The organism is Leuconostoc sp. JNUCC 76 (genome assembly GCF_053667755.1).
Genome location: NZ_CM132206.1, coordinates 1,783,938 through 1,804,676 on the forward strand (window position 1 = coordinate 1,783,938; position 20,739 = coordinate 1,804,676).

Consider the following 20,739-nt stretch of genomic DNA (forward strand, 5'->3'; position numbering starts at 1 on the left):
TATTAATGGAGGCATTTATGATTTATAAAATTTACTACCAAGAACACCCTGAACGCAATCCAAAGCGTGAAACAACAATTTCAATGTACATTGAGGCCGAAAGTTTGCCACAAGCACGTGAAATTATTGAAGAAAACACAGAATACAATGTGGAGTTTATCGAAGAATTATCTGATAAGGCTGTAACTTATGAAAAGGCCAATCCTAACTTCGAAGTTACAACATTCTAATGACATATTCTGTAGATATCAAACCTAACGAAGTCGCAGTTTATGCGCTAGGCGGTTTAGGCGAGATTGGTAAGAACACGTACGGTATCGAGTACCAAAATGAAATTATCGTCGTCGACGCGGGCATTAAGTTCCCAGAAGACGAATTGCTCGGTATTGATTACGTTATTCCTGACTATACTTATTTAGTTGATAATATCGATCGCGTTAAAGCACTGGTTATCACCCACGGACACGAAGACCATATCGGTGCAATCGCCTACTTTTTGCAAGCTGTTAATGTTCCAGTTTACGCTGGTCCATTAGCAATGGCATTAATTAAGAACAAACTCGAAGAAAAACAGATGCTTAATCGCGTCGAACTTCATGAAATTACTGATGGCTCAGTACTGGAATTTGATCAGTTAAGTGTCGAGTTTTTCCGTACAACCCACTCTATACCTGATGTATTTGGTGTAGCTGTACACACACCTGTTGGGACTATTGTCGAAACTGGTGATTTTAAGTTTGATCTGACACCAACTACTAAGCAGCCACCTAACCTTTGGTCCATGGCCCGTATTGGCGAAAATGGCGTCTTACTCATGATGAGTGATTCAACCAATGCTGAACGCCCTGAATGGACGAAGTCAGAAGCATGGGTAGCAAAATCTGTTAACCATATATTTGATAAAATTCAACATGGACGTATTATATTTGCAACGTTTGCTTCTAATATGAACCGTGTTCGCATGGCTACAGATGCAGCTATTGCACATGGACGTAAAATTGCTGTATTCGGCCGTTCAATGGAATCAGCTGTTACTAATGGACGTGCCCTAGGATATTTAAATATTCCTGATGACATGCTGGTCGAACAATCAGAAATCAAACATATTCCTGATGATGAATTACTTATTCTATCAACTGGTTCTCAAGGTGAGCCAATGGCTGCCTTGGCACGAATTGCTGAAGGAACACATAAGCAAATTCGTTTGAAGCCAAAAGACAATGTTATTTTCTCCTCTTCCCCAATTCCGGGTAATACAGCATCAGTAAACGCTGTTATTAATAAATTACAAGAAGGTGGCGCTAATGTCATCTATGGTAAAGTTAATAACATCCACACTTCTGGACACGGTGGTCAAGAAGAAGAAAAGTTAATGATTGCTTTGTTGAAGCCTAAATTTTTCATGCCTGTTCACGGTGAATATCGTATGTTAAAGGTCCACGCTTCATTAGCACATGAACTAGAAGTGCCAGAAGACCATACTTTCATTTTAGAAAATGGTGATGTCTTAGCTCTTGATGGTGAAAATGCACGAGTTGCTGGCCATTTCCCTGGCGATGACACATACATTGACGGCTCAGGAATCGGTGATATCGGTTCAGTTGTGTTACATGATCGTCAAAAACTGTCACAAGATGGCTTAGTTGTTGTTACAGCAACAATCGATTTGAAAAAGAAAGAAATTCTATCTGGACCAGATATCCTATCTCGTGGTTTTGTCTACATGCGTGAGTCAGGTGAACTAATTAACGAAGGTCGACGTGTTATTTTCAGCACCATGCGACGTGTTATGAACAGCTCAAATAATAGTGAGTCAGATATCCGTCAAGCTGTAATCGATGATTTATCTCGTTTCCTATTCAAAGAAACAGCTCGAAAACCAATGATTATGCCAATGCTAATTTTGGTTTAAATAAAAAACACCTAGAAAATAATCTAGGTGTTTTTTATTTCACTAATTATTTCTAATTCACATTACTTTGATTCAACGTCCAACGTGATTCCGGCGTCGTTGGTAAAATCATTAAAATAAAGAACCAAATATTTCCGATAATCGGAATCAGGTCAATAAATATCCAACCAGCACTTCGATTTGTATCGTGCAGACGGCGTGCTTTCAAAGTAAAGGTAGCAATCCACACAATTATCATGACGATTCTTGTTGTCAAATTAGTAGACAAATCACCAACAGTGTAGATGTCTTCAATTGAATGACCTTGCATATTTTCCAAGATGCTAACTAATATTCCACCCAAAAAATAATTGACGATTAATGGTACCCAGTACTGCGTCCTTGTTGCCGTTGCATGCCAAGAAAACATTTTTGTCCAAAATTCACGATAAGCATTAATCATTTGATTTCCCCTTTTCTCTCATCACCCATCAATGATAACACTCTTTTTGAAAAAAGTTAATTTAGAGAATCAAGCTAGAATATGTTAACAATATAAAAAGCAGCCTACTCTCAAACAACAATTTCCAAAGCTTACACTGGGTAAATTATTATTTTCTCATCTAAGCATCTGCTGAAATAGAGCTATCAGGCACCATCAACATTTCTAGCTTAAACGCTGAGTAAACTACTCCTGGATTGAAAGAAACCCATTCCCGCTATCGTTAAGGATAGCTTCAACAACTCGCATTGTTATTAGGACTTCCTCCTAATCTATACATGTAGTATAGCATATAAACTCTCGAATTGCAAACGCTTACATTTTTTTTGTATACAACCTAATTTCAATGTCCAAAAAAAGCAACTCAACGAATTGTGAGTTGCCCTTCTACTAACTGCTCCACTTGGATTCGAACCAAGGACCTGCGCATTAACAGTGCGTTATTCTACCACTGAACTATGGAGCAATGAAATAAACAATGATTAAATTATAATGTATTAATTATTAGTTGTCAACATACTTTTCATAAAAAACATGTACTTTTATAATATAATTTTAATAATAAAAAAATCCCAACAGACAGGACTATATCGAGGAATTTAATTTCAATCGTCTGCTGGGAGAGTAATGTTGTGAACAAACATTACCCTTTCAGTATAGCCGCTACTTCAACAATTATTCTAAAAAATGTTAGGTTACTTATCAAAATGAGCGTTTCTCAAAAAATACTATAATTAAATTGTATCAAAAATTTATTTTCTTGATATTCGAACATTATGGTTTATTTAATATAATCATTCGTAAAAAAGCTGACATTATCTCTGCTTGTCGTTTGTCAGTATGTTACAATATCATCAGTACAAATTAAGGAGCTATCATGACATCACGTAAAATCCCTTCAATCATGGGAACGCAACATCCAGATAATGCTAATGCGCCATTCTGGGAAAGTTCTCAGCAACCATTTATCAGTGCCTATCGAGAAACCGGTGAAGCATTTGAAAACTTTAATGAATTAAATGTCGATGAGTATATGTGGGATTGGGAAGGTAAACATGCTGATGCTGCTGTCATCGATCGCTTATTTAGCACGGAATATGATTACTTTAAAGATAATCAAATCGGTCGTGACAAGTTTTTAACTTTCCGTTTCCCTAATATTTGGGAAGAAAAGGGCTACAACTTAATGCAAGCAATGACTGCCTTCTTAAGTTCTGAAGACTTTGCCCATGATCTTGGATTCTCTCGACCATTATTTGAAGCTATTCTGCCAATGGCACAGCGCGCAGACCAAATTTTAAAAATGCAAGTTTTGTTTGAAAAACTAGCAAACTTCAAATCAGCAGAATTCACTCGTTCTGATAAAAACACACCCTATATTGAAATGATTCCTCTTTTTGAGGATTTTGAAACACAATTACATGCACCTGAAATTTTAAAGGAGTATTTAAACCTCCACGAAGAACATTTTGGCTTCCGACCAAAATATATGCGTGTATTCTTGGCTGGATCGGATTCTGCTTTAACAGCTGGATTTATGAGTTCAATTACAGGTAATAAACTAGCAATTGCGCGACTTCATGAGTTTGCTGAAGAAGAAAACATTGAAATCTTCCCAATTTCAGGAACTGGATCAGCAATTTTCCGTGGTGGATTATCTCCTCACCGTATCGATCGTTACGTAACAGAATTTCCAGGGGTACGTACAGCAACTGTTCAATCAGCATTTCGTTACGACTTTCCTATTGAAGAAGTGCAAAAAGGCATCGCTGAATTAAAAGAAAAATTGCCTGTTGCAGAACCATTAAAAATTTCTCCTGACGATCAGAAGATTTTAACTGAAATAGCTGAGGAATCCGCTAAGTTTTATTCTAATACGCTAGACAATTTGGTTCCTAGCATGCAAGCGATTTTCAAGGCGTTCCCAAAGCGTCGTGACCGCCGTCAACACGTTGGTGTTCTTGGCTATTCACGTTCAGTTGACGGTATTGAATTACCAAGAGCCATTAATTTTACTGGCTCATTCTACTCAGTCGGTGTACCACCAGAATTTATTGGCTTTGGACGCGCATTGAAACATTTAGATGCTGATCATTTAAGTGTATTCGTTCGCTCATATCCTAGCATGAGCAAAGACTTTAATGAATTAGCACGCTTCGTTAATATGGATGCTTTGCAAGTTCTAAAAACTCAAAATGCTGCTTGGGCCGAAGTTGAAGAAGATATTCTCATCATGCAGCGTATTTTCAAGTTTGAAATTGGTCCTCAAACACGCGAAGAACAACAACATGCTGAAATAGCGCTTCAAGTAGTTCAATTTAAAGATGGTGCTCCAGTTGCCATTACAGCCCTTATTAACCGCATGGCACAATTGCGACACTTCCTTGGATAAAAAGCCTGAACAGGCTTTTTTTATTTGCTGTCAGTTCGCCTTAACATTGAAATTTTGATACAATGATACTAATTTGTTTGAAAGTAAGAGTCAAAATATGCCAGATTTCCACATTATTAATATAGTACAAGATAAACACCAGGATATACAATCTGCAGATTTTGTCTCTCACGTGAAAAATTCACTAAAGTTTATTTCATGGCATGACGCTACATTTGACGCAGAAATAACTTTTATAGCAAAAAAAATGGCCAAAAACCTACCGGATGAATCATCAAATCATGTTATTTTAGTACTTGGCAACGACAACACCTTGAATGCAGTATTAAATGGACTGCTTAGTGTCGAGCGCCAACATCAACTTCCTATTAGTTATATACCTTTGAATCTCTACACTGATTTTAAACCCGCGCTCCGTCTCAGAGACAAAGCGAACGCCTTACCTCAGTTGCAGCAAATTCATCATCCTAAATTTTTAAATATTGGCAAAATTTGTGGCGATATACCCAAACATCAAACTAAATATTTTATCAGTAGTGTTGGCATTGGTTTTGATACTGCACTAACTGAACACAGGAAAAATAGTATTAATGATATCAGTCCATTCAATCTCAAAGTATTAAAGAATCATTTTTTGACTACCAAAGCCTTCTTTAATCAGAAAAGTTTTCCTGTAACAATTAACTCTTGCTCGGAATATTTGCAACTACCAAACTCTTTCCTGCTAACCTTAACAAACAAGGCAACTACTACTGAAAACCTGGCAGAAGCTGCAATAGAAATTACTGTTCTCAGGAAAATGAAGATGATGCAATTTATCACAGATATTATTTTTAATCATAAAGATTTAAGATCAAACATCATACATCACGTTAACTTATCTCCTGGCGATGCTATTCATGTTCACGATATTCAACCTGGACATATTGATGGCGGACTACTGGGAAACGGTAGTTTTTCATTTACTGTTGATCAACAGTTCTACCCATTTTGGATTTAAATTGCAAAATAAACCCACTAACCTAAGTTAGTGGGTTTATTAAGTTGAATCTTGATGAACGTTCAGCTTGTCCAATTACCGTCGTAATCACACGTTTTGAAACAAGATTTTGTCCCAATCCCAATACTAAATCATCTTTATAATATATTGCAGCAATTGCACTAACTAGAGTAGGTACAATACTGTTAGCATGACCATGAATCAAAGATTTTTCAACTGCTTGCGTGTAACTATCACTATTCAACAAGCTCCAAATAACCGCCTCCAATGTTGGCGAAGCTTTGCCATTCAATTCGATTTTATCAGCTGGTATATTTGAAAAATCAGGTAGATTGAGATCATAAAATGCAGTCAGTTCATTCACAAAAACTTGGTGACGAGAATAATACTCAAATCCAAATGCTAATCCATTTTCTACTGCATCAGATATCAAATGCCCGTCTAATATTTGACTGACAATGAGGCTAAGCATCCCTACACTGACCAGAGCTCCCTCGTCATTGTGCGTTAAACCAGCTATTCTGTGTAACATCAGCATGGCTGGCTCATCATTAATAAAAGAAACCCCTACTTGATGATATAAATAGAGAGAGACTGGCAGCATACGTGACAGTATATTTTCGCTATCAGCATCATCAGTACCAACTCCTGCTGCCAATATATCTCTATTTTTAGTATAATTTTCTAACGCCTGTCTGGTCACAACATCCACATCCTGAATTGTTCCCATTGGTGCATATTGGCGCTTTTTGTACCAGTTTTGCAAATGAATCATTACATCTGCTAACTGATACCCTCGTGATAAACTAGCAGTTGTTGTCAGTGCCAAGCTTGTCTGGGTACCCCATCTCAGCTCATGCTCTGACTCACCTCGTAACAATTTTTCCTGTTCACGAACTGGCAAATAGGCAATACTTTCGCCTACAGCCATTCCTTTCAACAAAAATTGAATTGTCGATCCTTTTTTAACCATATTTCATTTTATCATGAATTAAAGTAAGTTTTTGATTTCTTTCACCTTATCTAGTGATTCCCAAGGAAGATCGATATCCGTACGTCCGAAATGTCCGAATGCAGCTGTCTGCTTATAGATTGGGCGACGCAAATTTAAGTTGTTAATAATAGCTAATGGTCTGAAGTCAAATAACTTAGTTATGATTTCATTGATTTTTTCTTCAGAAACTTTGGCTGTACCAAATGAATCAACATTCAATGACACAGGGCGTGCAACACCAATTGCATATGATACTTGCAGCTCCAATTTATCAGCGACACCAGCTGCAACCATGTTTTTGGCAACATAGCGAGCATAATAAGCAGCAGAACGATCCACTTTTGTAGCGTCTTTACCAGAAAAGGCACCACCACCATGATGGGCAGCACCACCATAAGTGTCCACAATAATTTTACGTCCTGTTAACCCTGAATCAGCTTGTGGCCCACCTAAAACAAATCTTCCAGATGGATTAATATAATAAATCGTATTTTCGTCTACCAAATCTTGTGGTAACACTTCATCAATAACATGTTTACGAATATCAGCTCGCAATTGTTCTAGTGTGACCTCGTCATCATGTTGTGTTGAAATAACCACAGCAGCAATGCGCTTAACTTTATCGTTATTATCTAATTCAACTGTTACCTCACCTTTAGCATCTGGTCTTAGATATGGTAAAATTTCGTTTTCACGTGCATCACGGATCTTGCGCATTAGACGATGCGACAAAGCCAATGTCAATGGTAAATAACTGTCTGTTTCGTTAGTAGCATAACCAAATACCATACCTTGATCGCCAGCTCCAAGTTGGTCTGGATCATCTTCTGCATTATCGACAGCTTGTGCAATATCCCCTGATTGCTCAACAATTTTATTAGAAACATTGACTGAATCGGCAGTAAATCCTAGTTCAGCATGATTATATCCAATTTCACGAATTGTATCCGTCGCGATTTTGCGAATATTAACATAAGCATTCGTAGATAGTTCACCAAAAATTGATACATCTCCAGTTGATGTAGTCACTTCAACTGCTGAACGTGCCTTTGGATCCTGTTCGAGAACTGCATCCAAAATAGCGTCAGCTATTTGATCAGCTATCTTATCTGGATGCCCAGCAGAAACTGATTCCGATGTGAAATACTTTGCCATGAATACTCTCCTACGTTTGGTCGTCACCTTTAAATCAAAATAAAAAGCTAAGAGTCGCATAAAAAAGCGCATTCGACAAGCATAGTCGAACGCGCTAACGTGACGACTATCTGTACAGATGGACCACCATGTCAAAACTGATGAAAATACACTCTCATAGCTGATTTTCGTTATTTTGCCGGTTGGTGCAGGGTCATTGTGCTGTATCACTCGCCTACTCTTGATAGCTGTTTTAAATTGTATAGACAATCATATCAAATGGTCCATTAAAAAGCAAATAGCGTTTAAAATATTTCATCTGTAACTATGTCGTTATCAAAACGACAACTTTACAATTCAAATTTACGGTACAATATTAATCATGGAACAAGATTATTTTCAACAATCAAATATGGCCCATCGCTTGCCAGATGGCCGTTCAATGCCTCGACGCTTAAGCAATGATGCTCAAGACAAACGAAGTTTTGAAAATTTTTATCCGATACATTTTCGTGATCGCCGTTTTTGGATACCGCTGTCTGTGATCGTGATTTCTCTAAATATTATTTGGTGGCGATTACCCTTACTGCATACCCAATCCCTTCAGGGTTCCATTACTTGGCAAATTGCACCATTATTTTGCTATACAATAACAATAGCAGTGGGTATGGCGCTTATGATGACTCAGAACTTCCGTAGTCTGATTAGTTATATTTTTTTTGCTGTTGGTAGCTTGTTCACATTTAGTTCGTTAATTCAATCAAGACATGAAATATTCGTCCTATTATTACTCTTATGTGTCTTCTTAGTCATCGTTCAACAACTTTGGCTTGGTTTACAAAATATTCTAGGATTAATTTTACTGGCCGTTCTAGCGACATTCACAGTGCCTATCGCTATTTTTTATCTACAAAATAATTTTGTAACCGAAAAATTTATTTTGCAATTATTACCCATGTTTTTTAGCTTTATTTTCTATTTTAATCCCATTTTAATGCCAAACCCCGATGGTAGAAAATTGAGTATTTTGACACTCGGTCTATTCTGGGTTATATTGTTCAGCCATCATGTTGGTGTTAGTACCATCTTTGTTGTACTTTTTAGCCTATCGGCTTTCGTACTACAGTTTATGAAGGCTAAGTTGGGTAATTGGCAAAATATGGGCTATATCTTATTACAAGCTTTCTCAATGTTATTGTTATATCATTAAAAAAGAACACAGGTGTGTTCTTTTTTTGCTTATAAATACTAATATTCCTTCAATGATAACCAGCCTTCAATCATCTCTGTTAACATAATTTCAGCTGTCTGTCCTTTTAGCCATACTAATCCAGGTATTTGATGACGCAAATAGGTTAATTGTCGCTTTGCGTACCGCCTAGAATCTTGTTGCACCTGGTTAATAGCTTGATCCAAGGTTACTTGATTGCGTAAGTAAGGAAAAAACTCCTTATAACCGATGGCCTTCCCTGATTGTAGTTCTTCCCCACCAGTGTCCAGAATTGTTTGTGCCTCCTTCAATACGCCATCAATAACCATTTGTGTAACACGGTTATTGATACGTTCATAAAGTAGCTCACGTGGCCAATCAAGGCCTATAACCAGCGCATCATACTTTGGCCGTTGTGTTAATTCCGCATCTTTTTTCCCGTATTTTGCAATTTGAATTGCTCTAATAACGCGTTGCTTGTTTTTTAAATCTACTTTTTGAGCACGATTAATATCTAAAGATTTTAATTCAACAACTAATTTGTCTAGTTCATAAGCATTTAATTTATGCACCTCTTCCGTATCGCTTGCTACGTATTCGAGTTCTTGAAAGCCTAACAAAGCTTTAACGTATAACCCAGTGCCACCCACAATAATTGGTAATTTTCCTCGTGAAATGATGTCAGCAATCACTTTATCTGCAGCGACAATAAAATCACCCACAGAGTAATTAGCTGTTAAATCTACAATGTCAATTAAATGATGCGGAACAATGTTTTGTTCCTCTTTAGTCACTTTGGCAGTTCCAACGTCCAAATTGCGATAAATTTGCATTGAATCAGCTGATACAATTTCACCGTTGAAACGTTGTGCCATCTGAATAGATAAGCTGCTTTTCCCAGAGGCCGTTGGTCCAGTCAACACTACTATTTTATTCATTAACTTTTTGTATCTCCTTACGTATCCGACAAGCCAAGGCTACTTGATTTGTGATGATTCCCGGTAATTTTGCTTTGAATACAGCACACATGTCTTCTTCCTTGTCAACCGTCCAGGGGCGGATTGGCAATCCTATACGCCAAAATAATTTTGGCTTTCTTTTTAGTATTCTAAAATCAGGATGTACAAATTTAAATACACCAATAATTTTTAGCCACCAAACTTTGGGCGAAGGCCAAAATACTAGTGCAGCAATTTCAGCATTAGATTGAAGCTTCCGTATTATTTTTAATGATTTTAAATTGAAGCTTTGATAAATAACACCATATGTCGGATCAAACTGATTCACTAAATTTAAAACTTCTTGCTCAATACCTGGATAGTCAGTATGATCTGTTTTTATTTCTAAAAGGAGTGTTTTACTAAATTCTTCATTTTTTAAAAAAATTAATAATTCTTCTAGTGTCGGGATCGTAACATTATTCATCATTGGTTGTTTATAACTACCTGCATCCAACATCTTTATTTCTGCTAAAGTTAGTTCCTTTACTAAACCAGTCCCATTGGTTGTTCGGTCTACTGTTTCATCGTGGATAACTACAAGATGCCCATCTTTAGTACGATGTACATCAGTTTCAAGCATATCAATATCATACGCCAAGGCTGCCTCAAAAGCGGGTAGTGTGTTCTCTGGAGCAACTATTCGATATCCGCGGTGTGCTATTATTTCTGTCATGTTTTACCCAATCATTGTTATTTACAAATGCGCTGAAATGGTTGATAATAGTATCTAAAGAAACTTAAGAAAGTGGAAAAAATATGAAATCATTTAAATTAGGTATTATCGTTGGAACTTTTGGAACAGTTGCTGCAGTTGCTGGAAGTGCTTTAGTTTATCGTCACAAAGTTATCAAGCCAATTGAAAAGGCAGAAGAAGAGTATAATGAAGTATCTAAAGCAGCTATCAGAAGAAGCGTTGCTGCACATCAATCACGATACTAAGAAAAAGAACCGCAATAATGCAGTTCTTTTATTTTGTCTTCTTACCTTCATAACGATTAAAACCGCCTCGTAATATGAAAACCTTACTTTTTTCAAAACCTTGTTTACTTAATGATTTAGCAGCTCGAACAGCATCACGAAGGTTGTCATCGTATAAAAAGATATCACGATCTTTACGCAAACCAGATTTGCCCTGCAAAAAATTCATAGCAACAATGTTTCGAGATCCTAAAATGTGTGATCGTTTATACAATGTACTTTCACGTACGTCAATAATTTGACCATTATTTACTTCTAGTTTTTCAGCAAATTCAATGGGCTTTAACAATGTACCATGCATTTTTGCCGAGACAAACACCCAAAGCCAACCAGCAAACGAAAACAAAATCCATGCAAATACAATTGTCGCTACCAATAATAATATGTTATTCATATTTTTCCTCTTTAACTTTTTAAATAATCTTATTTAATTGTACCAAAAAAAAAAACGCTTTGTAGCGTTTAAGAAAATAAACTTTTAATTTTTTCAAGTGCCTCATGCTTCAATATAAGTTGTCCATGTTCATGCAAAACCTCATGTGTGACATGGCTGATACGAGAAAATTCCAAAGCTATTGCCAATTCATTTTTTAATTGTTCTGGACTGATAGAATGATCTGAAACTAATAGATTTAAATAATATGCACCTTCATACAAATATAGGTCAGAGACTAAATTTTCGATTTTAAGGCTATTCGCAATAGCAATACCATTCTCAAAATCTGATAGTGCCAATATTATTTGCGTATTTTCAAAGTTCTCTTGAGAACCATCTTTATGATCAATTGAAGATACATTTGATTTCACAATATCTCCTTTATCTGATTGGCGTAATTCTTGACGTCTCTTGTCAGAAATATTATCAATATTTGCCGGTTGCTTACTAGCAAAATTGGTAATATTATCTAATATGTCAGAAATTTTGTTTTCTTCATCTAGTCGTGAAATGAATAATTCCAATCCATTACGGTTTGGTAGAATTTGAAACGAAACTTGATCATCATCTTCAAAATCATGCTCAGTATCTACTTCAGACAAAATATTATAAAAAAAAGATTCAATTTTTTCATGATTACCTAATAATTCCATTACAGTAATTCCACGATCTTTTAAATCAGAATTATCAATCATAACACGGATTGTATTTTCATTAATTCTTTCCTTTTCCATATTAATATTCCTTTCAAAATTTATAGATCAGAGCTGGTATTACATTCAAAAAGATTTCACACTTCTTCAACAACTAAGTTCTTCGCTTCTTCCTCAAAATCAGCCTTATATGTTGCGCGGATTAATTCGCGCTGCCGAACAGTTCGTGGCAGAAAACGGCGAATTTCATCCTCATTGTAACCCACTTGCATGCGTCGATCGTCAATAATTATTGGTCGCTTAAGTAATGAAGGATATTCCACAATCAACTTAATCAACCCATTTATAGTAAGATCTTCTAAGCACATATCTAAATTTGCAAAAACTTTTGAACGTCTAGAAATTATTTCGTCCGTACCATCTTCAGTTAAGCGCAACATTTTACTCACTTCTTCTGCTCGTAATGGTTCTTTACTTAAATTTCTTTCAAGGTAGGAAATATTGTGTTCTTCCAACCACTGCTTCGCTTTTCTGCATGAGGTACAACTCGGTGATAAAAATAATGTAACCATAAGAATGTTGACCTCCCAAAAATCTTAGTAATTATATTATACCGTAATTACTGATCAAAGTACATGAACCTAGTAAAATCAACTAACAAAAAAGAAGTACCTCAAAAGAGATACTTCTTTTCATATGTACGGCACCGCATCGTCCTATCCTCGCAGGAAGCGATCCTCCAACTACTTTCGGCGCTATAGAGCTTAACTTCTGTGTTCGGTATGGGAACAGGTGTGTCCTCTATGCTATCGACACGACACCTTGAGTGTTAGCCACTCAAAACTAAATAGTAACAAATTCTTCTTCTATCCTAAACCACTCATAATTGCTTATCGAATATTTCTATTCTTTAGACTTTGGTTAAGTCCTCGACCTATTAGTACTAGTCCGCTTCATTGATCACTCAACTTCCACTTCTAGCCTATCTACCTCATCATCTCTAAGGGGTCTTACTCTATTAAATAGATGGGAAATCTCATCTCGAGGCGAGTTTCACACTTAGATGCTTTCAGCGTTTATCTCATCCATACATAGCTACCCAGCAATGCTCCTGGCGGAACAACTGGTACACCAGCGGTATGTCCATCCCGGTCCTCTCGTACTAAGGACAGCTCCTCTCAAATTTCCTGCGCCCGCGACGGATAGGGACCGAACTGTCTCACGACGTTCTGAACCCAGCTCGCGTACCGCTTTAATGGGCGAACAGCCCAACCCTTGGGACCGACTACAGCCCCAGGATGCGATGAGCCGACATCGAGGTGCCAAACCTCCCCGTCGATGTGGACTCTTGGGGGAGATGAGCCTGTTATCCCCAGGGTAGCTTTTATCCGTTGAGCGATGGCCCTTCCATGCGGAACCACCGGATCACTAAGTCCTACTTTCGTACCTGCTCGAGTTGTAGCTCTCGCAGTCAAGCTTGCTTATGCCTTTACACGCTACGAATGATTTCCAACCATTCTGAGCAAACCTTTGAGCGCCTCCGTTACCTTTTAGGAGGCGACCGCCCCAGTCAAACTGCCCGCCAGACACTGTCCACGATCACGTTGAGTGACCAGTGTTAGAATGTTCATACAACGAGGGTAGTATCCCACCGTGCGACTCCGACTAGACTAGCGTCCAATCTTCAACGTCTCCTACCTATTCTGTACAAGCAGCACAAACATTCAATATCAAGCTACAGTAAAGCTCCATGGGGTCTTTCCGTCCTGTCGCGGGTAACCCGCATCTTCACGGGTATTTAAATTTCACCGAGTCCCTCGTTGAGACAGTGCCCAGATCGTTACGCCTTTCGTGCGGGTCGGAACTTACCCGACAAGGAATTTCGCTACCTTAGGACCGTTATAGTTACGGCCGCCGTTTACTGGGGCTTCAATTCGTACCTTCGCCGAAGCTAAGCACTCCTTTTAACCTTCCAGCACCGGGCAGGCGTCAGCCCCTATACTTCATCTTACGATTTTGCAGAAACCTGTGTTTTTGATAAACAGTCGCCTGGGCCTATTCACTGCGGCTCATGTTTTACCATGAGCACCCCTTCTCCCGAAGTTACGGGGTCATTTTGCCGAGTTCCTTAACGAGGGTTCTCTCGCTCACCTTAGTGTTCTCCACTCGACTACCTGTGTCGGTTTGCGGTACGGGCAGTGTAATACTTCCTAGAAGCTTTTCTCGGCAGTGTGACGTCTCAGACTTCTCTACTTTATTTCGATCCGCATCACAGCTTGTCCTTATAGAAAAAAGCATTTCACTCTTTTCAAGACTTACTGCTTGCACGCACATATCCATCAGTGCGCATCTGGTAGCCTCCTGCGTCCCTCCATCGGTAATAACGCATTACAACTGGTACAGGAATCTCAACCTGTTATCCATCGACTACGCTTCTCAGCCTCGCCTTAGGTCCCGACTAACCCTGGGTGGACGAGCCTTCCCCAGGAAACCTTAGTCATTCGGTGGACAGGATTCTCACCTGTCTTTCGCTACTCATACCGGCATTCTCACTTGTAAGCGCTCCAGCAGTCCTTACGGTCTACCTTCATTGCCCTTACAACGCTCTCCTATCGCGCACTTACGTGCACCCGCAGTTTCGGTAATATGTTTAGCCCCGGTACATTTTCCGCGCAATGGCACTCGACTAGTGAGCTATTACGCACTCTTTAAATGGTGGCTGCTTCTAAGCCAACATCCTAGTTGTCTATGCACTATCACATCGTTTTCCACTTAACATATATTTAGGGACCTTAACTGGCGATCTGGGCTGTTCCCCTTTCGACGGTGGATCTTATCACTCATCGTCTGACTCCCATTCATACATATCTGGCATTCGGAGTTTATCAAACTTTGGTAACCCGAGATGGGCCCCTAGGCTTAACAGTGCTCTACCTCCAGTATGCTTATAATGAGGCTAGCCCTAAAGCTATTTCGGAGAGAACCAGCTATCTCCAAGTTCGTTTGGAATTTCACCGCTACCCACAGTTCATCCGAGCATTTTTTAACATGCACCGGTTCGGACCTCCAGTAAGTTTTACCTCACCTTCATCCTGACCATGGGTAGGTCACCTGGTTTCGGGTCTACAGCATCGTACTATTCGCGCTATTCACACTCGCTTTCGCTGCGGCTCCGGTCTTTCCACCTTAACCTCGCACGATACCGTAACTCGCCGGTTCATTCTACAAAAGGCACGCCATCACCCATTAACGGGCTCTGACTTCTTGTAGGCGTCGTGGTTTCAGGAACTATTTCACTCCCCTTCCGGGGTGCTTTTCACCTTTCCCTCACGGTACTGGTTCACTATCGGTCACTAGGGAGTATTTAGCCTTACGGGATGGTCCCCGCAGATTCCGACCGGATTTCACGTGTCCGGCCGTACTCAGGATCCTGAAAAGAGTGTGCTTCATTTCGCTTACGGGGCTATCACCCTCTATAGCCAAGTTTCCCAACTTGTTCTGCTATAAAACACTTTTGTAACTCTTATATATCAGTCCTACAACCCCAACATGCAAGCACGTTGGTTTGGGCTCTTCCCCGTTCGCTCGCCGCTACTTAGGGAATCGATTTTTCTTTCTGCTCCTGCTGCTAATGAGATGTTTCAGTTCACAGCGTATTCCGTCAAATATCCTATGTATTCAGATACAGACAACTCTTACGAGTTGGGTTTCCCCATTCGGAAATCTTTGGGTCATAGCGTACTTACCGCTCACCAAAGCTTATCGTAGTTAGTCACGTCCTTCATCGGCTCCTAGTGCCAAGGCATTCACCACGCGCCCTTATTAACTTAACCTATACAACCGTAGTTGTGGTTTAAGTTTATGAGTTGGTCATTTTTCAGACCTGCGATTAAACCGTTCTTTTTAAAGAACTTTTTGTGTTGTTTCTCGGTTCATTTTAGTACAATCTTTCGATTGCTTTTAAAAGAATTTGTTACTATTCAGTTTTCAATGTACAACATGCTAGCCTTTCGACTAGCTATGGAGAATAGCGGGATCGAACCGCTGACCCCCTGCTTGCAAAGCAGGTGCTCTCCCAGCTGAGCTAATTCCCCATAGGATCACTTTGAGACCATGATACCTATTAAAGTATCACACTCAAAACTAAACAAAACTTTGAAACAAACAAATTGACACTTAAGTCCCTGTCGCTTTCCGATTATCCTTAGAAAGGAGGTGATCCAGCCGCAGGTTCTCCTACGGCTACCTTGTTACGACTTCACCCCAGTCATCTGTCCTGCCTTAGACGGCTCCTTCCTAAAAGGTTAGGCCACCGGCTTTGGGCATTACAAACTCCCATGGTGTGACGGGCGGTGTGTACAAGACCCGGGAACGTATTCACCGCGGCGTGCTGATCCGCGATTACTAGCGATTCCGACTTCATGTAGTCGAGTTGCAGACTACAATCCGAACTGAGACGTACTTTAAGAGATTAGCTCACCCTCGCGGGCTGGCAACTCGTTGTATACGCCATTGTAGCACGTGTGTAGCCCAGGTCATAAGGGGCATGATGATCTGACGTCGTCCCCGCCTTCCTCCGGTTTGTCACCGGCAGTCTCGCTAGAGTGCCCATCTGAATGCTGGCAACTAACAATAAGGGTTGCGCTCGTTGCGGGACTTAACCCAACATCTCACGACACGAGCTGACGACGACCATGCACCACCTGTCACTTTGTCTCCGAAGAGAACACTTCTATCTCTAAAAGCTTCAAAGGATGTCAAGACCTGGTAAGGTTCTTCGCGTTGCTTCGAATTAAACCACATGCTCCACCGCTTGTGCGGGTCCCCGTCAATTCCTTTGAGTTTCAACCTTGCGGTCGTACTCCCCAGGCGGAACACTTAATGCGTTAGCTTCGGCACTAAGAGGCGGAAACCTCCTAACACCTAGTGTTCATCGTTTACGGTGTGGACTACCAGGGTATCTAATCCTGTTTGCTACCCACACTTTCGAGCCTCAACGTCAGTTGCAGTCCAGTAAGCCGCCTTCGCCACTGGTGTTCTTCCATATATCTACGCATTCCACCGCTACACATGGAGTTCCACTTACCTCTACTGCACTCAAGTTAACCAGTTTCCAATGCCATTCCGGAGTTGAGCTCCGGGCTTTCACATCAGACTTAATAAACCGTCTGCGCTCGCTTTACGCCCAATAAATCCGGATAACGCTCGGGACATACGTATTACCGCGGCTGCTGGCACGTATTTAGCCGTCCCTTTCTGGTATGGTACCGTCAAACTAAAATCATTTCCTATTCTAGCTGTTCTTCCCATACAACAGTGCTTTACGACCCGAAAGCCTTCATCACACACGCGGCGTTGCTCCATCAGGCTTTCGCCCATTGTGGAAGATTCCCTACTGCAGCCTCCCGTAGGAGTTTGGGCCGTGTCTCAGTCCCAATGTGGCCGATCAGTCTCTCAACTCGGCTATGCATCATTGTCTTGGTAGGCCTTTACCCCACCAACTAACTAATGCACCGCGGATCCATCTCTAGGTGACGCCGAAGCGCCTTTTAACTTTATGTCATGCGACACTAAGTTTTATTCGGTATTAGCATCTGTTTCCAAATGTTATCCCCAGCCTTGAGGCAGGTTGTCCACGTGTTACTCACCCGTTCGCCACTCACTTGAAAGGTGCAAGCACCTTTCGCTGTGCGTTCGACTTGCATGTATTAGGCACGCCGCCAGCGTTCATCCTGAGCCAGGATCAAACTCTCAATTTGAAAATTTGAAGATTGCTCTTCGATTAAACTGACTATCTTTCGCTATATCTCTATAACGTAATCCGTTTATTGTTTGTTACGAATTGACTTCGCAAATTTGTTTTTGTTACTTTACGTAACAGCCACAGATTCGTTTGTTCAAAGTTTTGTTCAGTTTTCAATGTGCTACTCGTTGTCGCTGAGACAACTATATTATCTTACCACGCTCGTTTAGCTTTGTCAACTACTTCTTTTAAGAAGTTTTTCTCGACTTCACTACCTTCGCGCTGTTGCTTCGTATGAAACAACTCCTATAACTATACTCGCTTTATTAAAAAAGTCAACCCTTTTTTCAATTTTCTTCAAAACTGACAAACAATGTGGTTTTTAAGGTTTTTAAGAGCTCATGAATCTTATTGGCTGGCATAAATTTAAGTTTAAAATTTAATTCTTGTTCAATCTTCTCAGTATCTTTTACTTCAAAGGAATAAATCGATAATAAATCACCGTCAATTTCCACGCTAGTCAATTCACCAAGATGCCAATCATCAAAATTTACTGGCCCCAAATCTTTTAACCCGCGTAGTGCTGCTCCCAAAGATGTATCATTATTGTGTTTATGCATCTTTGTAGTGAAGAACTGGTAGCCATTTTCTTTTTTTTGTACCAAAAAATAAGGTAGATTATCCTTCACTGCAATTGCTGTAACTGCTATTAACGACATATTTACTCACTTTCCGAGACGCTCAAGTGTCTCTTCAATCCATTCATTTTGTTTATTAGCAATAGATGTAAAGCCGTATTCTAAATGATAGTTTGTCCAAAAACGTTTTTTTAAATTGTGGTTTTTGCCCATCATTTTTTTGTTAGTGTTTATCATTTCATCTTGACGCAGTGATAAACTTATTTTACCGTTATACTGTTCGATGTCCATAATTACGACATTGACTTCTTTGCCTACCTTTAATTCACCATTCAAATCACGGACAATGCCAGATTTACACTCAGAAATATGGATCAACCCTTGTGTATGATCATCTAAAGATACGAATGCCCCATAAGGTTGAATACCTGTTATATGTCCCTTTAGTTTTTGACCTATAGAATACTTCATTTTTTTGCCTCTATAATTCATTATATCATGGTCTCTTAGTTGTTCGTTCTTTTAAACAATAAAAAAAGCAGGTTATGCACCTGCTATCTCAATCGTATTGATAACTACGTCTTCACGTGGTTTATCCGCCATATCAACTTTTACTTGTGCTATTTCATCAACAGTATTTAATCCTTCAATCACTTGACCAAACACAGTGTGTTTGCCATCAAGCCATGGCGTACCACCTTTTTGTCGATAAAAATCAGCTACCTCTGCCGGCAAATCACGCAATGCCGAAACCATTTGTGATGGAAAATTAGATGCCTGTACAATAAAGAATTGCGACCCATTCGTATTAGGACCGGCGTTAGCCATCGAAAGAGCCCCATAAGTATTAAACAAACGATTGCTAAACTCATCTTCAAAGCTGCCACCCCAAATACTTTCACCACCCATGCCGGTTCCTTCAGGATCGCCACCTTGGATCATAAAGTCACTGATAACACGATGAAAAATGCCATTGTTGTAATATCCATTTTTTGCATGTGTAATGAAATTCTCGACAGTTTTTGGCGCAATGTCAGAAAACAATTTAATTCTAATATCACCCTTATTTGTTTTAAAAGTTGCAACAGGGCCACTATAATTAGCAGCATCTAATTGTGGATAATCTACCATGAATTTTCTCCTAAAATTATAAAAACGCCTGTTGGCGTTTATACTTCGTCTTCAAATTTGGGGTCAATAATGACAGCGCCATTTTCAATTTCTTCTAACGCTTGCCCAACAGACTTATTCGATTCAAACGTTTCTTGAGTTGCTGGTAAACCAGCATCCAATTCACGAGCACGTTTTGCGCCTAAAGCAATTAGCTTATAACGTGAGTCAACTTTTTCTAATAGCTTATCAACTGATGGATATAGTAACATGTCTTTCTCCTTATTGTATCTTATCAAATACACGTGTTACGCGTAAGCGTTCTGCTGTAATGATTGATTTGATTCGTTCAACTGCGTTTGAAACCACATCGTTTTCAACAGCATAATCGTAATTAATCATCATTTTAAGTTCATCACGCGCCGCTGCAACTCGTTTTTCAATCACATCAGCAGAGTCTGTACCACGGCCGACCAAACGGTCGCGTAGATTTGCTAAATCCGGAAGTGTCAAAAATATGTAAATACCTTCTGGCATTTTTGATTTAACTTGCAAGGCACCTTGTACGTCTATTTCCAAAAAAACATCACGTCCGCTTGCCAACGTTTCGTCTATAAAGCTCTTAGGCGTTCCGTAATAGTTGCTGACATATTTTGCATACTCTAACATGTCTCCATTATTAATTTTTTCTTCAAACTGTTCACGGGTTACAAAGAAATAATCTTCACCGTCTACTTCTCCAGCACGGGGCTGACGCGTTGTAGCGGAGATCGAATATTGAAAATCAATGCTTTCTTCTTCAAAAATTGCTTTACGTACAGTGCCTTTTCCGACACCTGAGGGTCCTGAAAGTACGATTAATAAACCACGCTGAGTCATAATATTCCTCTTTATAAACTAATAAGAACATTATACCAATTTACAGCCATAATATCAATGGTAACATAAACACAGCCACTGTAGTGAATATTTGTTCGCATAGACAAATATAGACTTTATAAACAAAATATGCCTATTTATCAACATAACTATCATAATAATATTCAAGAAACGTTTA

General features: G+C 39.4%; 19 protein-coding genes, 2 tRNA genes and 3 rRNA genes. 6 read left to right on the forward strand and 18 right to left on the reverse strand.

What is annotated here, in order from left to right:
* Window positions 1-17 precede the first annotated feature (17 nt).
* Both JNUCC76_RS09000 and rnjA read left to right on the forward strand, forming a co-directional pair.
* Window positions 18-230: a DNA-directed RNA polymerase subunit epsilon gene (locus JNUCC76_RS09000; RefSeq protein WP_011680267.1), complete on the forward strand. Its 213-nt coding sequence runs from the start codon at window positions 18-20 to the stop codon at window positions 228-230.
* Window positions 230-1,912 carry a ribonuclease J1 gene (gene rnjA, locus JNUCC76_RS09005; RefSeq protein WP_260342806.1) on the forward strand — a complete coding sequence of 561 codons (1,683 nt, stop codon included), beginning with the start codon at window positions 230-232 and terminating at the stop codon, window positions 1,910-1,912. The genes JNUCC76_RS09000 and rnjA overlap by 1 nt, the downstream gene beginning before the upstream one ends.
* Before the next feature lie 52 nt (window positions 1,913-1,964).
* Here the strand turns inward: rnjA and JNUCC76_RS09010 are convergent, their stop codons facing one another.
* Both JNUCC76_RS09010 and JNUCC76_RS09015 read right to left on the reverse strand, forming a co-directional pair.
* Window positions 1,965-2,354, reverse strand: a complete 390-nt coding sequence (locus JNUCC76_RS09010; protein WP_010286910.1) for a DUF805 domain-containing protein — start codon at window positions 2,352-2,354, stop codon at window positions 1,965-1,967.
* 433 nt (window positions 2,355-2,787) lie between these two features.
* Window positions 2,788-2,859: transfer RNA gene (locus tag JNUCC76_RS09015), tRNA-Asn, on the reverse strand.
* Between the two features lie 411 nt (window positions 2,860-3,270).
* Here JNUCC76_RS09015 and ppcA point away from each other — a divergent pair.
* Both ppcA and JNUCC76_RS09025 read left to right on the forward strand, forming a co-directional pair.
* Window positions 3,271-4,785 carry a phosphoenolpyruvate carboxylase gene (gene ppcA / locus JNUCC76_RS09020; RefSeq protein WP_454154203.1) on the forward strand — a complete coding sequence of 505 codons (1,515 nt, stop codon included), beginning with the start codon at window positions 3,271-3,273 and terminating at the stop codon, window positions 4,783-4,785.
* Between the two features lie 97 nt (window positions 4,786-4,882).
* Window positions 4,883-5,785: a diacylglycerol kinase family protein gene (locus tag JNUCC76_RS09025; RefSeq protein WP_454154204.1), complete on the forward strand. Its 903-nt coding sequence runs from the start codon at window positions 4,883-4,885 to the stop codon at window positions 5,783-5,785.
* A gap of 22 nt (window positions 5,786-5,807) precedes the next feature.
* Here the strand turns inward: JNUCC76_RS09025 and JNUCC76_RS09030 are convergent, their stop codons facing one another.
* The gene (locus JNUCC76_RS09030) at window positions 5,808-6,758 is read right to left on the reverse strand and encodes an ADP-ribosylglycohydrolase family protein (protein WP_454154206.1); all 951 of its coding nucleotides are present in this window, start codon (window positions 6,756-6,758) and stop codon (window positions 5,808-5,810) included.
* Window positions 6,759-6,776: 18 nt separating this feature from the next.
* Window positions 6,777-7,934, reverse strand: coding sequence for a methionine adenosyltransferase (metK, locus tag JNUCC76_RS09035; protein WP_454154208.1), 1,158 nt, complete (start codon window positions 7,932-7,934; stop codon window positions 6,777-6,779).
* A gap of 361 nt (window positions 7,935-8,295) precedes the next feature.
* Here metK and JNUCC76_RS09040 point away from each other — a divergent pair, with 361 nt between their 5' ends.
* On the forward strand, window positions 8,296-9,123 hold the full coding sequence (locus JNUCC76_RS09040) for a hypothetical protein (protein ID WP_454154210.1): 828 nt from the start codon (window positions 8,296-8,298) through the stop codon (window positions 9,121-9,123).
* A gap of 38 nt (window positions 9,124-9,161) precedes the next feature.
* Here JNUCC76_RS09040 and miaA read toward each other — a convergent pair whose 3' ends face one another.
* The gene (gene miaA / locus JNUCC76_RS09045) at window positions 9,162-10,061 is read right to left on the reverse strand and encodes a tRNA (adenosine(37)-N6)-dimethylallyltransferase MiaA (RefSeq protein WP_454154212.1); all 900 of its coding nucleotides are present in this window, start codon (window positions 10,059-10,061) and stop codon (window positions 9,162-9,164) included.
* The gene (locus JNUCC76_RS09050; protein ID WP_454154214.1) at window positions 10,054-10,797 is read right to left on the reverse strand and encodes a glycerophosphodiester phosphodiesterase family protein; all 744 of its coding nucleotides are present in this window, start codon (window positions 10,795-10,797) and stop codon (window positions 10,054-10,056) included. The genes miaA and JNUCC76_RS09050 overlap by 8 nt, the downstream gene beginning before the upstream one ends.
* 83 nt (window positions 10,798-10,880) lie before the next feature.
* On the opposite strand from JNUCC76_RS09050, the gene JNUCC76_RS09055 reads away from it, so the two are divergent.
* Window positions 10,881-11,063: a DUF3042 family protein gene (locus JNUCC76_RS09055; protein WP_454154215.1), complete on the forward strand. Its 183-nt coding sequence runs from the start codon at window positions 10,881-10,883 to the stop codon at window positions 11,061-11,063.
* Window positions 11,064-11,091: 28 nt separating this feature from the next.
* Here JNUCC76_RS09055 and JNUCC76_RS09060 read toward each other — a convergent pair whose 3' ends face one another.
* The 12 genes from JNUCC76_RS09060 to gmk all read right to left on the reverse strand — a co-directional run bounded on the left by JNUCC76_RS09060 (window position 11,092) and on the right by gmk (window position 20,561).
* Window positions 11,092-11,496 carry a rhodanese-like domain-containing protein gene (locus tag JNUCC76_RS09060; RefSeq protein WP_454154217.1) on the reverse strand — a complete coding sequence of 135 codons (405 nt, stop codon included), beginning with the start codon at window positions 11,494-11,496 and terminating at the stop codon, window positions 11,092-11,094.
* A 68-nt stretch (window positions 11,497-11,564) separates the two neighbouring features.
* On the reverse strand, window positions 11,565-12,272 hold the full coding sequence (locus JNUCC76_RS09065) for an adaptor protein MecA (RefSeq protein ID WP_454154219.1): 708 nt from the start codon (window positions 12,270-12,272) through the stop codon (window positions 11,565-11,567).
* A 56-nt stretch (window positions 12,273-12,328) separates the two neighbouring features.
* On the reverse strand, window positions 12,329-12,763 hold the full coding sequence (gene spx / locus JNUCC76_RS09070) for a transcriptional regulator Spx (protein ID WP_014325076.1): 435 nt from the start codon (window positions 12,761-12,763) through the stop codon (window positions 12,329-12,331).
* 131 nt (window positions 12,764-12,894) lie between these two features.
* Window positions 12,895-13,011, reverse strand: a 5S ribosomal RNA gene (gene rrf, locus JNUCC76_RS09075).
* Window positions 13,012-13,108: 97 nt separating this feature from the next.
* Window positions 13,109-16,024: ribosomal RNA gene (locus JNUCC76_RS09080) — 23S ribosomal RNA — on the reverse strand.
* Between the two features lie 188 nt (window positions 16,025-16,212).
* A tRNA-Ala gene (locus JNUCC76_RS09085) sits at window positions 16,213-16,285 on the reverse strand.
* 114 nt (window positions 16,286-16,399) lie between these two features.
* Window positions 16,400-17,950 (reverse strand): 16S ribosomal RNA (locus JNUCC76_RS09090).
* The 16S, 23S and 5S rRNA genes sit together here with 1 tRNA gene alongside, the layout of an rRNA operon.
* Before the next feature lie 331 nt (window positions 17,951-18,281).
* Window positions 18,282-18,653, reverse strand: coding sequence for a hypothetical protein (locus JNUCC76_RS09095; RefSeq protein ID WP_454154221.1), 372 nt, complete (start codon window positions 18,651-18,653; stop codon window positions 18,282-18,284).
* A gap of 6 nt (window positions 18,654-18,659) precedes the next feature.
* On the reverse strand, window positions 18,660-19,043 hold the full coding sequence (locus tag JNUCC76_RS09100; protein WP_454154222.1) for a CvfD/Ygs/GSP13 family RNA-binding post-transcriptional regulator: 384 nt from the start codon (window positions 19,041-19,043) through the stop codon (window positions 18,660-18,662).
* A gap of 72 nt (window positions 19,044-19,115) precedes the next feature.
* Window positions 19,116-19,703 carry a peptidylprolyl isomerase gene (locus JNUCC76_RS09105; RefSeq protein WP_454154224.1) on the reverse strand — a complete coding sequence of 196 codons (588 nt, stop codon included), beginning with the start codon at window positions 19,701-19,703 and terminating at the stop codon, window positions 19,116-19,118.
* 38 nt (window positions 19,704-19,741) lie between these two features.
* The gene (gene rpoZ, locus JNUCC76_RS09110) at window positions 19,742-19,954 is read right to left on the reverse strand and encodes a DNA-directed RNA polymerase subunit omega (RefSeq protein WP_011680323.1); all 213 of its coding nucleotides are present in this window, start codon (window positions 19,952-19,954) and stop codon (window positions 19,742-19,744) included.
* A gap of 10 nt (window positions 19,955-19,964) precedes the next feature.
* Window positions 19,965-20,561, reverse strand: a complete 597-nt coding sequence (gene gmk / locus JNUCC76_RS09115; protein WP_011680324.1) for a guanylate kinase — start codon at window positions 20,559-20,561, stop codon at window positions 19,965-19,967.
* Window positions 20,562-20,739 lie beyond the last annotated feature (178 nt).